General features: G+C 47.6%; 2 protein-coding genes. Both read left to right on the top strand.

The features are described 5' to 3' along the window. Positions 1–220: 220 nt before the first annotated feature. Entirely contained in the window at positions 221–1,303 is a 1,083-nt protein-coding gene (locus Q0546_RS07115) for a glycoside hydrolase family 3 N-terminal domain-containing protein (protein ID WP_298791719.1), read from the top strand. Positions 1,304–1,702: 399 nt separating this feature from the next. Beyond that, complete coding sequence (locus tag Q0546_RS07110) at positions 1,703–3,022, top strand: amidohydrolase (RefSeq protein ID WP_298791717.1); 1,320 nt, start codon at positions 1,703–1,705, stop codon at positions 3,020–3,022. Positions 3,023–3,242 lie beyond the last annotated feature (220 nt).

Below are 3,242 nucleotides of genomic sequence, written 5' to 3'. Positions count from 1 at the left end.
CAATAAAATGTCCATACTGGCTATAAAAAACGTCAACTAAAGAAAATATTGTCAAATATCCTCAAGAGACAATTTGTGCAAAAAATTTTTCTTACTTACAACAAATTTATATATTTTCAATTTTGTTGTATTGTCGCATCAGCTTGCTCAAAACCTCACCCAAATTCCTTAAATTTATCTAAAATAGTGTAAAATCCACAAAAACAAAAAAAGGAAAAGTATGAAAAAATTTATAGCCGCACTTTTTTCGGCGCTATTTTTGGCGGGTTTACCGACTGCGCTAAATGCCGCGCCGAAAATGCAAGAAAAGCCGACACTTCGCAAAATGATAGCTCAAATGATAATGGTCGGCTTCAACGGCTCTGATCCTAAAACCGCCAAAGAAGCTGTTTCAGAGGCTAAATATCAGCGTTTTGGAGGCGTAATGCTGCTGGGTAAAAATATCTCGGACAAAAAGAACCTCACGGCGCTAACAAGCGCATTTAAAGAGGCGCAAGAGGGCATTTTTATCGCTATCGACGAGGAGGGCGGACGGGTCACGAGATTTAAGGATAAAGAAGATTTTGAGACCTTTATCTCGGCGCAAAAAGTGGCAAAAACGCTTGATCTGGGCGCTGCGGGCGAGCTTTACGGCAAGATGGCGCAGCAGCTAAAAGACGTCGGCGTAAACGTAAACTTCGCTCCCGTAGTCGATGTGCTAAATCCAAAATCCACCATCATCGGCTCGCGCGGCAGGGCGTTTAGCGCCGATATAGACGAGGTTTCGCTGTATGCGAGCGAGTTTATGAGAGCCTCGCAGTCCCGCGGCGTGATAGCTGCGATGAAGCACTTCCCGGGCCACGGCAACGTCGAGGCCGACAGCCACACGGCAAAGGTCGTGATCGAAAAATTCGACTATGCCGAGCTTAAGCCGTATTTTGACGCGGTTCGCAAAAACGAAGCCAAGATGATAATGGTCGGCCACATCTACCTCATGCAGCGCGACTCTGAGCTGCCGGCCTCGCTCTCGCCGGCGATCATCGACGGCTTGCTGCGCGGCGAGCTAAAATTTGACGGCGTAGTCATCAGCGACGACATGCTCATGGGCGGACTAAAGGACTTTACGCTGCAAGAAAAGGTGATAAACTTTATCAACGCGGGCGGCGACGTGATGCTCTTTAGCGACTACAAGATAGACGGACGCAGGACCGCAGAGCTCGTCACGCAGCTAGTCGTGGACGCTGTGGGCGCCAAACAGATACCAAAAGAGCGTATCGAGGAGTCCTACGAGCGGATAATGAAACTAAAGAGCGGCTTAAAATAGTTTGCCTGAAGGGCAAATTTTAGCTTTTGCGGGGAGTTTATTTTGCGGCTAGTCGGATCCGCGCGGCGACCGAGGTCAAATTTGTCTCTTTGTCTCGTTTTGTAAATTTAAGTTCAAATTTGACGACATTTTAAATTAAAACTTAAATTTAACGCCCAAATTTTACTGCCTAGCTCGCCAAACCCGTACCGCTTTGGTGCGAATCGCAGTCTTAAAACCGACCGAAATATCCACGGTAAGAAAAGTAAAATTAATCAAATTTACGCCAAACAAGCTGGCTCGCAAAAATCAGCATTAAATTTATCATTATTCGGCTCAAATTTAAGCTTTTAAAATTAATCTTGATGTATAATATATCTTTAAGTAAAATAATAAAAATTTCAAATTTAAGGAGCAAAAATGGACGAGGTGGCAGCAAAAGTCGAAGCGCTAAAAGACGAAATGGTGAAAAATAGGCGGTTTTTTCACTCGCATCCAGAGACCGGTTTTTTCACGTTTTTTACGACGGCAAAGATCGCTAGTGAGCTAAAAAAGCTCGGCTACAGCCTAAAAATGGGACGCGAGATAATGAAGCCCGAAGCCAGAGCAGGTCTTGGCAGCGAAAAAGATAAAGAAAAATATCTGGAGCGCGCAAAAAGCCTGCTAAGCGCCGATGAGCGCGAGTTTTTGCCTGTGATGGAGGATGGGCTCACAGGCGTGGTGGCCGAGCTTGATACGGGCAGGCCGGGCAAGACGCTTGCGTTTAGATTCGACATCGACGGCGTGGACGTGACCGAGAGCAAGGATGAGGCGCACAGACCGTTTAAAGAAGGCTTTAGAGCCGATATAGACGGCATTACTCACGCCTGCGGTCATGACGGGCACATCACGATCGGCCTAGCGATGGCTAAACTCATCGCGCAAAATTTGGACGATTTTAAAGGCAAATTTAGATTTATATTTCAAACCGCCGAGGAGGGCACCAGAGGCGCCGTGCCGATGGAGCAAGCAGGCGTGCTAGAGGGCGTGGACTACCTGCTAGGCGGTCACATCGGCTTTCAGGCAAAGACTAGCGGCGGCATCATTTGCGGTACGAACAAGCTTCTTGCGACGTCGAAATTTGACGTAAATTTCACGGGTAGATCGGCTCACGCGGCTGGCGCTCCGCAAGAAGGCGCAAACGCTCTGCTGGCCGCAGCGCAGGCTGCTCTAGCCATGCACGGTATCACGCGACATGCTGACGGCGTCACGCGTATAAACGTGGGCGTTTTGCGAGCGGGCGAGGGGCGAAACGTCATCGCGCCAAACGGCTACATCGCCTGCGAAACGCGCGGCGAAACGACCGAGCTAAATGAATTTATGTTTAAAAAATGTATGGACATCGTCGTGGGCGTCGCGCAGATGTACGGCGTGCAGTACGACGTGAAGCTAACCGGCGGCACGAGCGGAGGCGATAGTAGCGAGGAGATCACCGATATCTACGAGCGCGCCGCGCGCCAGTCGCCTTTTATCAAAGACAAGCTCATCGTGCGGGATCTAAATTTCGGCGCTTGCGAGGATTTTGCGCATTTTATGCACGCCGTGCAAAAAGCAGGGGGCAAGAGCGGCTATCTGATGATCGGTACCAAGCTCGCTGCAGGGCATCACAACGGCGCGTTTGATTTTGACGAGAGCGCGCTGTTATCGGGTACGGACGTATTTTTACGCTCGGCGTATGCTATAAACGGCAAGGACGCGTGAGGGTTTGACTGGTAGTTGCGAGCTGTTTTGTTATATTGCAAAATAGCTCGCGATACTCTAATTATAAAAGCTTTTTAATTCATTATGTTTTTATTGATTTTCAAAAAATCATTTTTATTTTTACCTGTTAATCCATTATAAATAGTTCCAAGTTCTCCTAACTTTTTAAATTCTACTCCATTAGGGCATAACTCTTTTATCAATTCATCTAATTTACTCA

This window comes from uncultured Campylobacter sp., assembly GCF_937997465.1.
Lineage (GTDB): Bacteria > Campylobacterota > Campylobacteria > Campylobacterales > Campylobacteraceae > Campylobacter_A.
The sequence above is the reverse complement of the archived record's forward strand: the minus strand, read 5'-3'. Positions and strand labels throughout refer to the sequence as shown.